Annotated in this window: 11 protein-coding genes; 5 read left to right on the forward strand and 6 right to left on the reverse strand. The window is 66.4% G+C overall.

Annotated features, from left to right (window positions below):
• Positions 1 to 57 precede the first annotated feature (57 nt).
• Positions 58 to 3507: a hybrid sensor histidine kinase/response regulator gene (locus ACW6W5_RS00120; protein ID WP_152152054.1), complete on the forward strand. Its 3450-nt coding sequence runs from the start codon at positions 58 to 60 to the stop codon at positions 3505 to 3507.
• Positions 3508 to 3531: 24 nt separating this feature from the next.
• Here ACW6W5_RS00120 and ACW6W5_RS00125 read toward each other — a convergent pair whose 3' ends face one another.
• The 3 genes from ACW6W5_RS00125 to acs form a co-directional block, all read right to left on the reverse strand.
• Entirely contained in the window at positions 3532 to 4110 is a 579-nt protein-coding gene (locus ACW6W5_RS00125; protein WP_121040980.1) for a manganese efflux pump MntP, read from the reverse strand.
• Between the two features lie 268 nt (positions 4111 to 4378).
• Complete coding sequence (locus ACW6W5_RS00130; protein ID WP_121040978.1) at positions 4379 to 5044, reverse strand: response regulator transcription factor; 666 nt, start codon at positions 5042 to 5044, stop codon at positions 4379 to 4381.
• Between the two features lie 175 nt (positions 5045 to 5219).
• Positions 5220 to 7163 carry an acetate--CoA ligase gene (gene acs / locus ACW6W5_RS00135; protein WP_152152056.1) on the reverse strand — a complete coding sequence of 648 codons (1944 nt, stop codon included), beginning with the start codon at positions 7161 to 7163 and terminating at the stop codon, positions 5220 to 5222.
• Positions 7164 to 7545: 382 nt separating this feature from the next.
• Between acs and ACW6W5_RS00140 the strand changes: the two genes are divergently transcribed.
• The 3 genes from ACW6W5_RS00140 (at position 7546) to ACW6W5_RS00150 (ending at position 12291) form a co-directional block, all read left to right on the forward strand.
• Entirely contained in the window at positions 7546 to 8973 is a 1428-nt protein-coding gene (locus ACW6W5_RS00140; RefSeq protein WP_152152057.1) for a DcaP family trimeric outer membrane transporter, read from the forward strand.
• 66 nt (positions 8974 to 9039) lie between these two features.
• A complete protein-coding gene (locus ACW6W5_RS00145) occupies positions 9040 to 10695 on the forward strand; it encodes an MFS transporter (protein ID WP_152152059.1) in 1656 nt (551 codons plus the stop codon).
• Positions 10696 to 10875: 180 nt separating this feature from the next.
• Complete coding sequence (locus ACW6W5_RS00150; RefSeq protein WP_152152061.1) at positions 10876 to 12291, forward strand: coniferyl aldehyde dehydrogenase; 1416 nt, start codon at positions 10876 to 10878, stop codon at positions 12289 to 12291.
• A 22-nt stretch (positions 12292 to 12313) separates the two neighbouring features.
• On the opposite strand, the gene ACW6W5_RS00155 is transcribed toward ACW6W5_RS00150, so the two are convergent.
• Together ACW6W5_RS00155 and ACW6W5_RS00160 are read right to left on the reverse strand one after the other, a co-directional pair.
• A complete protein-coding gene (locus ACW6W5_RS00155; RefSeq protein ID WP_121040968.1) occupies positions 12314 to 12829 on the reverse strand; it encodes a PH domain-containing protein in 516 nt (171 codons plus the stop codon).
• Positions 12830 to 13084: 255 nt separating this feature from the next.
• A complete protein-coding gene (locus tag ACW6W5_RS00160; protein WP_152152063.1) occupies positions 13085 to 13420 on the reverse strand; it encodes a hypothetical protein in 336 nt (111 codons plus the stop codon).
• A gap of 148 nt (positions 13421 to 13568) precedes the next feature.
• Between ACW6W5_RS00160 and xth the strand changes: the two genes are divergently transcribed.
• A complete protein-coding gene (gene xth, locus ACW6W5_RS00165) occupies positions 13569 to 14336 on the forward strand; it encodes an exodeoxyribonuclease III (protein ID WP_121040964.1) in 768 nt (255 codons plus the stop codon).
• 63 nt (positions 14337 to 14399) lie between these two features.
• On the opposite strand, the gene ACW6W5_RS00170 is transcribed toward xth, so the two are convergent.
• Positions 14400 to 14651, reverse strand: a complete 252-nt coding sequence (locus ACW6W5_RS00170) for a GlsB/YeaQ/YmgE family stress response membrane protein (RefSeq protein WP_121040962.1) — start codon at positions 14649 to 14651, stop codon at positions 14400 to 14402.
• Between the last annotated feature and the right edge of the window lie 76 nt (positions 14652 to 14727).

Consider the following 14727-nt stretch of genomic DNA (forward strand, 5'->3'; position numbering starts at 1 on the left):
CCACGACGGGCGTGGCCCAGCCGCTACACTGCGGGCTGCGCTCGCGGAAACAACCCTGTGGTTTCTAGCTGGATCCTGCTGTTGGTCTCGGTGGCCTACGCCGCGCTGCTGTTCGGCGTGGCGTGGTGGGGCGACCGTCGCCCGATGTACCCGGATCGCCCGTGGCTGCGCCCGGTGGTCTACAGCCTGGCGCTGGCGGTGTACTGCTCGTCATGGACGTTCTACGGTGCGGTCGGCACGGCGGTGCGCAATGGCATCGGCTACCTGCCGATCTACCTGGGGCCCCTGCTGCTGTGGGTGTTCGGCTGGCGCATCATCGAGCGCCTGGCGCTGATCGCACGCAGCCAGAACGTGGTCTCCATCGCCGATTTCATCTCCTCGCGGTTCGGCCGCTCGCGCCGCCTGGCCGCACTGGTGGCGGTGATCGCGCTGATCGGCATCGTGCCGTACCTGGCCCTGCAGTACAAAGCCGTCGCGATGAGCCTGCAGGTGCTGACCGGCAACGTCGGCCCGACCGGCTTCTTCACGGATCCCGCGCTGTACGTGGCGTTGCTGATGGCGCTGTTCGCCACGCTGTTCGGTACCCGCCAGGTGGATGCCACCGAGCACCACCACGGCATGATGCTGGCGATCGCGCTGGAATCGATGATCAAGCTGATCGCGATGGTCGCGCTGGGCCTGTTCGCCTACCTGTGGCTCAACGACCGCACCGATGCGGTGATCGAGTCGGCGCATACGCTGTTCACCGGCTTGCCACCGGTCGGCTTCATTTCCCAGACGCTGCTGAGTTTCCTGGCCATCATCTGCCTGCCGCGCCAGTTCCATGTGGCGGTGGTCGAATGTGGTGACGTGCGCGACATCCGCCGCGCGCGCTGGATGTTCGGTGCGTACCTGGTGATCATCTCGGCGATGGTGATTCCGATCGCCACCGCCGGCGTCACCCTGTTCGGCACCGGTGGCAGCGTCGCCGACGACAGCATGGTGCTGGCCCTGCCGCTGGCCGAGGGCCGCAAGTTCCTGGCGCTGGTCGCCTATGTCGGCGGCTTCTCGGCGGCGACCGGCATGGTGATCGTGGCCTCCATCGCCCTGGCCACCATGGTCAGCAACGATCTGGTGATGCCGGTCCTGCTGCGCCGCAGTGGCGATCATCAAGAAGCGGCGGATGTCGCTTCGCGCGTGTTGTGGATCCGCCGCACCGCCATCCTGCTGCTGGCGCTGGTGGCCTACAGCTATTACCGCGGCAGCAGCAACGACAGTACCCTGGCCTCCTACGGCCTGATGGCCTTCGCCGCGGTCGCGCAGTTCGCCCCGGGGCTGATCGGCGGGCTGTACTGGCGCGGTGCCAGCCGCCGCGGCGTGGAAGTGGGCATGCTGCTCGGCTTCGGCACCTGGGTATACACGCTGCTGTTGCCGGCGCTGACCCAGGCCGGCTGGATGTCGTCGGCGTGGCTGGTGCAGGGCCCGTTCGGGATCGGCTGGCTGCAGCCGCAGCACCTGTTCGGCATGAGCGGCTGGGATCCGTTGACCCACGGCACGTTCTGGTCGCTGCTGGTCAATGTCGCGGCGATGGTGCTGGTTTCGGTGCGCTGGCGCCCGGGCGTGGATGAACGGCTGCGTGCGGCGCCGTTCCTGGACCCCTACGCGCAGCGCCCGTCCGTGGCCGGTGCGTGGCCGGGCAACGTGCATGTCGGTGATCTGCTGGCGCTGGCCTCGCGCGTGGTGGGCGACCGCCACGCCCGTCGATCGTTCTTCGAGCAGGCGCAGTCCATGGACCGCGAGCTGCAGGCCTCCGCGCCGGCGGACCGTGCCTGGGTGCAGTTCACCGAGCGGCTGCTGGCGGCCTCGATCGGCGCGGCGTCGGCCCGCCTGCTGCTGACCAGTCTGCTGCGCGGTTCGGGCATGGATCTGGGCGAGGTGGTGGCGGTGCTCGACGAGGCAGGGCAGGAACTGCGCTTCAACCGCGAGATTCTCTCCACCACCCTGGAGAACATCAGCGCGGGGGTCAGCGTGGTCGATCCGGACATGCGCCTGACCGCCTGGAACCGCCGCTACCAGCAGATGTTCGGGTACCCCGACGGGATGCTCTACGTGGGCCGGCCGGTCGCCGACCTGATCCGCTACAACGCCGAGCGCGGTGAGCTCGGCGAGGGCGACATCGAGCTGCAGATCAACCGCCGCATCGGCTACATGCGTGCCGGCTCGCCGCACATCTTCGAGCGCACCCGCAGCGACGGCAAGGTGATCGAGATGCGCGGGCAGGCGCTGCCCGGCGGTGGCTACGTCACCAGTTACAACGACATCACCGACTACAAGCACGCCGAGCGCGCGCTGCTGGAGGCCAACGAAACGCTGGAACAGCGCGTGGCCGAGCGCTCGCATGAAGCCGAGGTGGCCCAGCAGTCCAAGACGCGCTTCCTGGCCGCGATCAGCCACGACGTGCTGCAGCCGCTCAATGCTGCCCGCCTGTTCGCTTCAGCGCTGCGTGAGAGTCACCACAACAACGAAGAGCAACGGCATCTGGCCGAGCGCGTGGATGCCTCGTTGCGTGCGGCCGAGGAACTGCTGGATGGCCTGCTGGATGTCTCCCGTCTGGATGCCGGTGGCCTGCATCCGGTGATCGGTGACTTCGACGTCAGCCTGCTGATGCGCGAGTTGGCAGCGCAGTACTCGCCCGTCGCGGCCGGCCGTGGGTTGCGTATGGATCTGTTCGCGCGGCCGGCCTGGGTACGCAGCGATCGCCGCCTGCTGCGCCGCGTGCTGCAGAACTTCCTGGCCAATGCGCTGCGCTACACGCGCCAGGGCCGCATCGTGCTGGCGGTCCGCCATCGCGGGCCGGAAGTGGAACTGCAGGTATGGGATACCGGCCCGGGCATTCCCGAACACCACATGCAGCAGATCTTCGATGAGTTCCATCGCTACCAGCAGCCGTTCGACTGGGGCGAGCAGGGCCTGGGGCTGGGTCTGTCGATCTGCCAGCGTATCTCGCGCCTGCTCGATCACCGCCTCAACGCCCGCAGCCGGGTCGGCAGCGGCAGCATGTTCTCGATCCTGCTGCCCCTCGTGGCGGCGCCGGCGTTGCCAACCGCAGAAGCACCGCCGGCACCGAGCCCGGTCACCCGCGCCGATTCCCTGGCGGGCATGCGCGTGCTGTGCGTGGACAACGACCAGGAGATCCTGGATGGCATGCGGGCGTTGCTGGGGCGTTGGCAGGTGCAGGTGATCACCGCCAGCACCGTCGACCAGGCACTGGAGAAAGTGGTTGAACGGCCGGATGTGATGCTGGTGGATTACCACCTGCATGACCGCCTGGATGGGCTGGACACGCTGGTGGCCCTGGGCCAGAAGGCCGGGCGCGCGATCCCCGGTGCGCTGCTGACCGCCGACGGCCGCGATGAGCTCAAGCGGATGGCACGTGACCGCGGTTACCGGTTGCTGACCAAGCCGATCAAGCCGGCCTCGCTGCGCGCGTTCCTGGCCGCCTTCCACGACACCCGCGGCGATCTCTAGCCGCGGGGCGGGCGTGACTGCCGATCAGGCCACGGCGCCGCTGAGGTGTTCGTACAGGATGGTGGAGCCGATGATGATCAGGATCACGCCGCCGACGATCTCCGCGCGCTTGCCGACCATCCCGCCCAATACGCGGCCGAGCATGATGCCGCAGGTCACCATGGTGAGCGTGCACAGGCCGATGACCAGCGCCATCACGCCGATATGCACGTCGAGGAAGGCCAGGCCGATGCCGACCGCCATCGCATCGATGCTGGTGGCGAAACCGGTCACCGCCAGGCGCCAGAAGCCGTGGTGTTTGCTGGTGTCTTCTTCCTCGGCGCCCTCGTCGGGGCGCAGGCCATTGATGATCATGTGCACGCCCAGCGCACCGAGCAGGCCGAACGCGATCCAGTGATCGAAGGCCTCCACATACTCCAGTGCAGCGCGGCCGAGCAGCCAGCCGATCACCGGCGTGATGCCTTCGATGACACCGAAAATCAGGCCGGCGCGCAAGGCGTCGGAAAAGCGCGGTTTGCGCATGGCCGCGCCTTTGCCGATCGCCGCGGCGAAGGCATCGGTGGACATGGCAAAGCCGATCAGCAGGATCGAAATGGGGGACATTGGGGTACGCGACAGGTCGGGCGAGAGCGAGCAACGGACCGCGGACGCGCCCAACCTGTCGTTGCGCACGCGGACCGCTGGTCTCGCCAACCAAGATGGTTGCCCGCACCACGGCGCACTGGCCGAGTATGTTGATACGGGCGATTCCTTCAGCAGGAATCCGGCTACTCCCCAAGGGGACGCGAAGCTTAGCACCGGGCCTGCGGCGTGGAGCGTTTGCCGCGAATTGCGCAGGTAACGCTGGAATTCATAGCTCCGGCTATAACGCCTACTCTTCTTCGGGCGGCAGCACGATCTGTTCGTCATCGATGGCCAGCTTGCCGGCCATCAGCACCGCCTGGGTGCGGTTGGTGACACCGAGCTTGCGCAGGATCGCGGTGACGTGGGCTTTGATCGTTGCTTCGGACACGTTGAGGTCGTAGGCGATCTGCTTGTTGAGGCGGCCGGCGCCGAGCATCTGCAGCACCCGGAACTGCTGTGGAGTCAGCTCGCGCAGGCGCTGGCCGATCTCGCGTTCCTCGCGCCCGGTCTGGGGCACGTTGTGCGCTTCCGGCGGTGCCCAGGTCTCGCCATCCAGGATGGTGCCCAGCGCATGGCCGATCGTGTCCGAATCGGCGGATTTGGGGATGAAGCCGAAGGCGCCATGGTCGAGCGCACGGCGCATCACGGTCGGCTCCTCGCGGGCGGACACCACCACCACCGGCAGCTGCGGGTGCAGGGCGCGCATATGCACGAGCGCGTTGAAGCCCTGTGCGCCGGGCATGTTGAGGTCCATCAGGACCAGGTCGGCGTCGGTGTGCTGGTCGGCCAGCTGGTACAGCGCTTCCACGCTGTCCGCTTCGTACAGCTGCACGCCGGGGATGACGCGTTGCACGGCACCGCGAAGGGCTTCGCGGAACAGCGGATGGTCATCGGCAATCAGGAGGGTCGTCATGGTGGGGGCCATGTTGCGGAGGAATGCAGCGACGCAACGAAAAAGTGTATCGAGATGACAGCCCCCTGAGTCAGGGGGCGGCCGCGAAGCGGCGGGGTATGGGTGCTGGTGAGGCGGGGCCCACGATCCACTGGCGGATCGTGGGAGCGACAGCGCGAATGCGACGGGGCGACCCTTACTTCACTTTCCGCTCTTCCACCAGCGAGGCCACGACCGACGGATCGGCCAGGGTCGAGGTGTCGCCAAGCTGGTCCGGGGCGTTCTCGGCGATCTTGCGCAGGATGCGGCGCATGATCTTGCCCGAGCGCGTTTTCGGCAGGCCCGGCGCCCACTGCAGATGGTCGGGCGCGGCGATCGGACCGATCTCCTTGCGCACCCAGGCCACCAGCTCCTTGTGCAGTTCATCGCTCGGCGTCTCGTCGGCAATCAGCGTCACGTAGGCATAGATGCCCTGGCCCTTGATGTCGTGCGGGAAGCCGACCACGGCAGCTTCGGCCACCTTGGGGTGCGAAACCAGCGCGCTTTCCACCTCGGCGGTACCGATGCGGTGCCCGGAGACGTTGATCACATCGTCCACGCGGCCGGTGATCCAGTAGTAGCCATCCTCGTCACGACGGCAACCATCACCGGTGAAATAGCTGCCCGGGTAGGTGCGGAAATACGTGTCGATGAAGCGCTGATGGTCGCCATAGACGGTGCGCATCTGGCCCGGCCACGAATCGCGGATGATCAGGTTGCCTTCGGTGGCCCCCTCCCGGATCTCGCCATCGGCATTGACCAGCGCCGGCTGCACGCCGAAGAAGGGCAGGGTGGCCGAGCCCGGCTTGAGATCGACCGCCCCGGCCAGCGGCGAGATCAGGATGCCGCCGGTTTCGGTCTGCCACCAGGTATCCACGATCGGGCAGCGGCTGTCGCCGACCACCTCGTAGTACCAGCGCCACGCTTCCGGATTGATCGGCTCGCCGACGCTGCCGAGCAGGCGCAGCGAACTGCGCGAGGTGCGCTTGACCGGTGCATCGCCTTCGCGCATCAACGCGCGGATCGCGGTGGGCGCGGTGTAGAAGATGGTGACCTGGTGCTTGTCGATCACCTCCCAGAATCGCGAGGTGTTCGGGAAGTTCGGCACGCCTTCGAACATCACCGAGGTCGCGCCATTGGCCAGCGGGCCGTACACGATGTAGCTGTGGCCGGTGACCCAGCCGACATCGGCGGTGCACCAGTAGATGTCGTCTTCGCGCAGGTCGAACACCGCTTCATGGGTGTAGGCCGCGTACAGCAGGTAGCCGCCGGTGGTGTGCAGCACGCCCTTGGGCTTGCCGGTGGAGCCGGAGGTATAGAGGATGAACAGCGGATCCTCGGCGTTCATGCGCTCGGGCTCGCACTGCGCCGGCTGCGGGTCCACCACATCGTGGAACCAGCGGTCGCGCGGGGCCTGCATGTCCACCGCGCCGCCGGTGTGGCGGACCACCAGCACGGTTTCCACGGTGGTGGTGCCGGGCAGCTTCAGCGCCGCATCGACATTGGCTTTGAGCGGAATCTTCTTGCCACCGCGCAGACCTTCGTCGGCGGTGATGATCAGCTTGCTGCCGCAGTCGATGACGCGGTCGGCGATCGAGTTCGGGGCGAAGCCGCCGAACACCACCGAGTGGATCGCACCGATGCGCGCGCAGGCCAGCATGGCCACGGCGGCGTCGACGATCATTGGCAGGTAGATGGTGACCCGGTCGCCCTTCTTGACGCCGAGGTTGCGCAGCGCGTTGCCGAGGCGGCAGGTGCGCTCATACAGCTCGCGATAGGTGACGCCCTGCGCCGGCGCATCGGGGCTGTCCGGTTCGAACAGCAGGGCGATCTTGTCGCCGCGTTTGTCGAGCTGGCGGTCCAGGCAGTTGACGCTGGCGTTGAGCTCGCCATCTTCGAACCACTTGATGCGGAAATCGTCGAGCTGGTAGCTGACGTTCTTGATGCGGGTCGGTTTCCTGAACCAGTCCAGGCGCTCGGCGGCCTTGCCCCAGAAGGCATCCGGATGCTCCACCGATTCACGGTAGAGCTGCTGGTACGTGTTCTTGTCGATCCGCGATGCCGCGGCGAACGCGGCGTCGACGGGGTAAAGATCAGCCATGGCACCCTCACTTGCACGTTGACTTGGGTTGTGCGGTCGCAGCATAAGCGGCGACATCTCCCCCTCAGTTTGCCGCATCCACCTGCCTGCGCGGTGTCGAGGTGGTTAGACCATGGTCGAACGCCGACCCGCCCGATATGACATGGCAGCCAACCCCGGTAGCTCACGACCGTTGGTCGTGAGGCAAGGCGTACCGACCAACGGTCGGTACCTGCGCGGTGCCTGCAGCACCTGCCGGTCGCCTGCCGGCGCCCGGGTCGTACTCGCCGCGTGGGGCGAGTACGACTAATGGCCAATAGCTTCGGTGCGTCAACGCGCCGCACCCTCGGCTCGACCGTGCCCCATGCGCGGCATCACCTTGCCACCCGGGAGAGAGGGCAACATGAGCCACCGTTTGCTGAGGACGACACGCCGGCCGTTGGCCGCCGCCATGTTCGTCGCATTGATCGCGCCAGGCATGGCGTTCGCCGAAACCGCAAAAGAAAGAGCGCTGGAAGCCCGCGTCGTCGAGCTGGAGCGCCAGGTCCAGCTGCTGCTGAACAACCAGCAGCAACAGCAGGTCCAGATCAGCCAGGCCCAGACCGATGTCACCGCGGTGCGCACCGTGCAGGCGCAGCAACCGGTGGCGGCCACGGTGCCGGCCGGCAAGCAGCCGATCCAGGTCACCACCATCACCCCGGGCGCCGCGCCGGGTACCACGGTCAAGATCGGCGGCTTCATCAAGGCCGATTTCCTCGCCACCCAGACCGGCGACGGTCAGCTGGCCGACGATGCCACCGGCCGCGCGCTGTATCTGCCGGGCCAGACCCCGGTGGCCGGTGCCGGCGGCAGCGGCAAGCGCTCGGACGTGGATTACAACGCCCACGCCAAGTTCTCGCGCTTCAATCTTGGCATCGACAATGTCAGCGAGGCCGGCAACAAGTCCGGTGCGTTCTTCGAGATGGACTTCTTCGGCAACTCGCTGGGCAACCAGACCGCGACCAATACCTACGGTGCGACCCTGCGTCACGCCTACATGTACTGGAACAACTGGATGGCCGGCCAGACCTGGTCGAACTTCATGGACGCCGCGTCGTTGCCGGAAGCGGCGGACTTCGTCGGCCCGACCGATGGCGTGATCTTCGTGCGCCAGGCACAGATCCGCTACACCCAGGGCGGCTTCAGCGTCGCGCTGGAAAACCCGGAAACCACGCTGCTCACCGGCACCCGCAACCCGGTCACCGGCGCGTGGACCAATGTATCCAGCAACTCCGATCGCGGCGCGCTGCCGGATCTGACCCTGCGTTATGGCTGGAAGGGTGACTGGGGCACCTTCGGTGTCGGCGGCGTGGTCCGTCAGCTGAAGGTCGACAACCAGACCACCGGTGCCGATGCGGATAAGATCGCCGGCGGCCTCACCCTGGGCGGCAAATGGGTGATGGGCCCGACCGATACGCTGCATTACCAGGTCACCGGTGGCGAAGGCATCGCACGTTACATCGGCCTGGGTGTCACCGCCGATACCGCGTATGACATCGCCCGCGACGAACTCAACCCGACCGGCGTGCTGGCCGGCTATGTGGGCTGGCGCCACGCCTTCACCCCGAAGTTGCGCACCAACCTGATCTACGCGCGCAGCGATTACGACAACGACGGCAGCCTCGGCCCGCTGGTCACCAAGAGCGTGCAGAGCATCCGCGGCAACGTGTTCTACACGCCGATGCCCAAGGTCGATGTCGGCGCCGAGCTGATGTACGGCGTGCGCGAGATCGAGGATGGCCGCAAGGGCGATATCAGCCGCCTGCAGTTCACGACGAAATACAGCTTCTAAAACAAAAAACGCGTGCCGGCGTACAGCCGGCACACCACAACGATTGCTTCGGAGGGGAAGCGTCTTATGTCCACCACACCCGCACCAACGAAAGCCCAACTTACCCAGGGACACAAGAAGGTCATCTTCGCGTCCAGCCTGGGTACCGTCTTCGAGTGGTACGACTTCTTCCTGTACGGCTCGCTCGCCGCGATCATCGCCAAGCAGTTCTTCAGCGGCGTCAATGAAACCACGGGCATGATTTTCGCCCTGCTGGCGTTCGCGGCCGGCTTCTTCGTGCGCCCGTTCGGTGCGGCCTTCTTCGGCAGCCTCGGTGACCGCATCGGCCGCAAGTACACCTTCCTGGTCACGATCCTGATCATGGGCATCTCGACCTTCCTGGTCGGCGTGCTGCCCAACTACGCCTCGATCGGTTTCGCCGCCCCGGTGATCCTGATCATCCTGCGTCTGGCCCAGGGCCTGGCGATGGGTGGCGAATACGGTGGTGCCGCGACCTATGTCGCCGAGCACGCGCCGGCCGACAAGCGTGGCCTGTACACCAGCTTCATCCAGTGCACCGCGACGCTCGGCCTGTTCATGTCGCTGCTGATCATCCTGGCCTGCCGCTACTTCCTGGGCAATGAAGCGTTCGAAGCCTGGGGCTGGCGTATCCCGTTCCTGGTCTCGATCGTGCTGCTGGGCATCTCGGTGTGGATCCGCCTGCAGCTGAGCGAATCCCCGCTGTTCCAGCAGATGAAGGCCGAAGGCAAGGGCTCCAAGACCCCGTTCCGCGACAGCCTCAAGGACGGCAACCTCAAGCTGATGCTGCTGGTCCTGCTCGGTGCCGCAGCCGGCCAGGCCGTGGTGTGGTACGGCGGCCAGTTCTACGCGCTGTTCTTCCTGAGCAGCATGCTCAAGGTCGACCCCACCACCTCCTACCTGCTGATCGCCGCCGCGCTGGCGCTGGGCGTGCCGTTCTTCATCTTCTTCGGCTGGCTGTCCGACCGTATCGGCCGCAAGAAGATCATCCTGGCCGGCTGTCTGCTGGCTGCCATCACCTACATCCCGATCTTCAAGGGCCTGACCCACTTCGCCAACCCGGCCATCGAAGAAGCCCGCACCAACTCGCCGGCGCTGGTCAATGCCGATCCGAACACCTGCTCGTTCCAGTTCGATCCGGTCGGCCTGCGCAAGTTCACCAGCTCCTGCGACGTGGCCACCGCGGCCCTGACCAAGGCAGGTGTGCCGTATGAAGTGAAGCCGGCACCGGCCGGTACGCTGGCGACGGTCAACGTCGGGACCACCGCCGTGACCTCCTACGAGGCCGCAGGCCTGACCAAGGAAGAACTCAAGGCCAAGGGCGATGCCTTCGGCGGAGAGCTCAAGGGTGCGTTGGGTGCCGCCGGTTACCCGGCCAAGGCTGACAATGCGCGCATCAACATCCCCGGCACGATCTTCATGCTTTGGCTGCTGGTGCTGTACGTGACCATGGTCTACGGCCCGATCGCCGCCTACCTGGTCGAGCTGTTCCCGACGCGTATCCGCTACACCTCGATGTCGCTGCCGTACCACATCGGCAACGGCTGGTTCGGTGGCTTCCTGCCGGCGATTTCCTTCGCGCTGGTGGCCGGTACCGGCAACCTCTACTACGGCCTGTGGTACCCGATCATCATCGCGTTGATGACGGTCGTGGTCGGCGGCCTGTTCCTGCATGAAACCAAGGGCGTGGACATCACCAAGTAACGGTGATCCACATGGCAAGACGAAGGGGCCGCGATGCGAATCGCGGCCCTTTCTGTGTCCGGGGTAGTGCCGGCCGCTGGCCGGCTCCCGATGAACCTACGGAGAAGCGTGTGAGGCTGCCGGCCAGCGGCCGGCACTACCCTGACCCGCTGTCACGCAGCCTGCCGCTATAGTCGGCCCATGAGCGATGCCCACACCGATCCCGCCGCGCTTCCCGCGATCCTGCAGACCCTGCGTACCGCCTGGCAGGCCAACCGCCCGACGCTGGAACAGCGCCGCGACGACCTGCAGCGCCTGCGCGCCGCCCTCAAGGCGCGCCTGCCGGAGATGGCCGCGGTGATCTCGGCCGATTTCGGCCACCGCTCCACCCACGAATCACTGATCGCCGACGGCATGACCGTGCTGGGCGATATCGATCACCTGTGCAGCCACCTGCGCGGCTGGATACGCCCGCGCCGGGTCGGCGTCGGCTGGCGGTTCTGGCCGGCGCGCGCCCAGACCCGGCCGGTGCCGCTGGGCGTGGTCGGGGTGATCTCGCCCTGGAACTACCCGGTCAACCTGGCCCTGATTCCGCTGGCGACCGCGATCGCCGCCGGCAACCACGTGATCCTCAAGCCGTCCGAGCACACGCCGCGCACCAGCGCCTTCCTGCAGTCGCTGCTGGCCGACGTGTTCCCCCCGGATCGGGTGGCGGTCGTGCAGGGCGATGGAGGCCTCGCCAGCGCCGTGGCCGGCTCGCCGCTGGACCACCTGGTGTTCACCGGCTCCACCACCATCGGCCGCAAGGTCATGGCGGCCGCCGCCGAGCACCTGACCCCGCTCACGCTGGAGCTGGGCGGCAAATCCCCGGCCATCGTCTGCAGCGATTACCCGCTGGAGAAGGCGGCCGCGCGCCTGGCCACCGGCAAATTCTTCAATGCCGGCCAGACCTGCATCGCCCCGGACTACGTGTTGATCGACGGCCATCGCCAGCGCGAACTGGTGCAGCAGCTGCAGACCCAGGTGCAGGCGCGCTATGGCGATTTCAGCGACGCCGCCGATTACACGCGCATCATCCACGACGGCCAGTACCAGCGCCTGCGTGGCTATCTCGATGAAGCCCGCGCGCGGGGCGTGCCGGTGATCGAACTGGCCACGGTCGATCCCGAGCGTGCGCAGCGCGAGCGGCTGATCGTGCCGACCATCGTGCTCGATCCGCCGGCCGATCTGGCCCTGATGCGCGAGGAGATCTTCGGTCCGATCCTGCCGGTCTGCGCATATCCCGATCTGGACGCCGCCATCGCGGACGTGCAGTCCCGTGACCGCCCGTTGGCGCTGTACGTCTTCAGTCACGAACGTACGCAGGTGGAACGGGTGCTGGCGCAGGTCGTGGCTGGCGGCGTCACCGTCAACGACACGCTGCTGCATTTCGCGGTCAATGGGCTGCCGTTCGGCGGCGTCGGCCCGAGTGGCATGGGCGCGTATCACGCGCGTGCCGGCTTCGATGCGATGAGCAAGCAGCTGCCGATCCTGTGGCAGTCGCGCTGGGCCGCCAGCGATCTGCTCAAGCCGCCGTATTCGAAGATCGCCGGGATGTTGAAGGCGATGGTGCGGTGAGGGCCGCCGGCATGGACGCCCGCTAAAGACGCCTGAGCGCGGCCAGGAACGCGTCGGGATCCTCCGGGGAGACCAGCAGCGTGTAACCGGCCGTCGTCGGCAGGATCACCACCCTGTCCGGATCCGTCACCGCGGCAAATGCCTTCCCGTTGCTGGTGCGGAACCACCCAAGTGAGAGGCCCGGCATGCCGATGCCATTGGTTCGCAAGGTCAGTGGGGTGTCGTTGCTGCCGGGCAGCCGTCGGCGTGCAGCGGAGAGATCAATCTGCGCCATCGGGACCGAAACGGTGTACGCGCCGCCCCCCACGGTCAGGGTCGTGGCGTCCGCCGTCAGTCGGATCGCGCTGAGTTGCCAGACGCCAAGCAGGCCGATGATGACGGCAAGTGAGGTGGCGCCGAGTGCGGCTATCTGGGAAATTCTGTCCTGCCCGAAGAAGTAGACCGCCATGCCGACCAACAGCAGCGGGACGACGCCGATCAGCAGCACCGCAGCGAGCGTTTTGTAGTTCAGCGCGTGGAAGGCGAATTCAATGGGCATGGGGTGTCGGAACTCCTTCGGGCATATGTTGCAGTCACGGGCGGCATGTCGAGAATCTTCCTCCGGTCGACAACGATACAAGTGGGGAAGCTCCTCGCCTTGATGTGCGAAAGCACCTACAGAAATCGAGGCAGCTGCGACATTTACAGCGTGATATCCCCTTGCCCACTGGACAATGTGTTGCGCCGCTGGCCCCGGCGCCTCCGCTGGCGAGTGACGCTGCGGGTCAATCACGTCATGTGGCGCAAAGCACCCTCAACGCCCCGCCTGCGACGACCGGCCGTCGTGGAACCACGCATAGGCCGCAGCTTCCAGCTCGCCTTCCTCGGCGATCACCGAACCGTCCTCGTCCAGCAGGGGGTAGTGGCGCTGGTCACCGCCCAGCGCGGCGCTGCCATCCAGCCCGAGCAGCAGGGTGTACAGCGCGTCGGTGGTGAACGCATCGAGCATCTCCCGCAACTGCCGGGTCTGCTCGGGCGACAGCTCCATCGCGGCGACCCTTGCCGCGGACGCCGTGCCTGGGGTCCATACAGCGGCCAGCAGGCGCACTTTCTCGGCGTACCACTTTGCTACGAAAGCATCTGCATCCATGGGATATCTGCGCTACTGGGGTGACTCACAGCCTAGCGGGGGACGCAGACGTGTGGCAAAAATCTGCGTGCCCCGAGCACGTGAGGCTGCCGGCCAGCGGCCGGGACTACCGTGGCTGCCCGGCACGCGCCACAGGTAGAATGCCCGCATGAAAATCGCCTCCTGGAACGTCAACTCGCTCAACGTGCGCCTGCCGCACCTGGAACAATGGCTCACGGCGTTCGCGCCGGACGTGGTCGGCATCCAGGAAACCAAGATGGAGGACCACAAGTTCCCCGACGCGGTGCTGGCCGGGCTGGGCTACCGCAGCGTGTTTGCCGGGCAGAAGACCTACAACGGCGTCGCGCTGCTCTCCCGCGAGCCGGCGCAGGACGTGCAGATCGGCATTCCCGGTTTCGAGGATGAGCAGAAGCGTGCCATCGCCGGCACCGTCAACGGCGTGCGCATCATCAACCTGTACGTGGTCAACGGCCAGGACGTGGGCACCGACAAGTACGCCTACAAGCTGCGCTGGCTTGAGGCCGTGCATGCCTGGGTCGAGGCCGAGCTGGCCAGGTACCCGGAGCTGGTGGTGATGGGTGACTTCAACATCGCGCCCGATGCCCGCGACGTGCACGACCCGCTGGTCTGGAACGAGAACCACATCCTGACCTCCACCGCCGAGCGCGGTGCCCTGAACAAGCTGCTGAATCTGGGCCTGCACGATGCCTTCCGCCTGCACAGCGAGGAAGAGGGCGTGTTCAGCTGGTGGGACTACCGGGCGGCCGGCTTCCGTCGCAACCTCGGCCTGCGCATCGACCTGACCCTGGTCTCCGACGCACTCAAGGCGCGCGCGCTGGGCTCGGGCATCGACCGTGAGCCGCGTACCTGGGAGCGCCCCAGCGACCACGCCCCGGCCTGGGTGCAGCTGGGCTGACGGCGGAAACAACAAGGCCCGGCAGTGCCGGGCCTTGTCGATCACACGTTGTACGTGCGTTCGTTACCGGACGCTTCGACGCGTAAACAGATTCACGATCGCGAGCAGGATCACGGCGCCGATCAACGAGTACAGGAAGGTGCGGATGGTGATCGCTTCATTGATGCCACCGCCGAAAAAGTAGCCGGCAATCAGCGCGCCGACGATGCCGACCACGATGTTCAGGATGATGCCCTGCTGTGCATCGCGCCGCATGATGATGCTCGCAAGCCAGCCCACGATACCGCCGACGATCAACCAGATGATGATGCCCATGACGTTGACTCCCAATAAGTGGATGGCACCGGGCCAGTTGACGGTACGTGCCGTGAAGTCACCGTGCAGTGCTCTT

The organism is Stenotrophomonas sp. IS26, assembly GCF_054188265.1.